Source organism: Psychromarinibacter halotolerans, from assembly GCF_029168315.1.
GTDB classification, from domain to species: domain Bacteria; phylum Pseudomonadota; class Alphaproteobacteria; order Rhodobacterales; family Rhodobacteraceae; genus Psychromarinibacter; species Psychromarinibacter halotolerans.
In genome coordinates, this window is the sequence record NZ_JARGYD010000039.1 from 1 (window position 1) to 817 (window position 817).

The 817-nt window shown below is 61.2% G+C and carries 1 protein-coding gene; it reads left to right on the forward strand.

Annotated features, from left to right (window positions below):
* A partial coding sequence (locus tag P1K30_RS23815; protein WP_275635231.1) for a calcium-binding protein occupies positions 1-817 on the forward strand: 817 nt, incomplete at both ends.

Sequence of the window (817 nt, forward strand, 5' to 3'; positions counted from 1 at the left end):
GCGACGATACCCTGATCGGGGGCGGCGGAGCCGATTATCTGAACGGTGGGGGCGGCAACGACAGCGTGGTCGGCGACGCCGGGAACGACACGATCACTGGCGGGAGCGGTGAAGATACGCTGGAAGGCGGGGCAGGGAACGACAGCATCACGGACTACGGTTCTTTGACCGATGCGAACAGCTTCTCTGGCGGCGAAGGCGACGACACCCTGTCGGGCTATGGTACCTATTTCGACGGTGGGATCGGTCAGGATCGGATCGATTTCGGCAGCCAGTCCGGTGCCGGAATCGTTGTAAACGGCGGCGACGGTGCCGATACCGTTTCGCGGAACAGCAGTGTCGCTACCGACATGGAAGTGCTGATCGATGGTGGCGCGGGCGACGATACCATCACAGGGACCCGTTACGGGCTGGACACGATCCTTGGCGGGGACGGCAACGATTCTATCTATGGCGGTACCACGAATACTTCGACCTCCTACCGCCCGGACTCGATCGATGGCGGCGCGGGCGACGATACGATCATCGGCTCGGGTCTGGATGACACGCTTGAGGGCGGAGCGGACAACGACAGCATCGAGGGCAACAGCGGAAACGACCAGATCTTCGGTGGAACGGGCGATGACATCCTCGAAGGGGGGCAGGGCGACGATATCATCGTCGGCGGTGATGGCCTTGATATCGCGGTTCTTTCTGGTCCTCGTGCGAACTTCGCCGTGGTGCAGGATGGCGCTAACCTGATCGCGATCAACTTGATTACCGGCGACCGGGATCAGATCGCAATGGATGTCGAAACGCTGCGTTTTACGGATGTGGA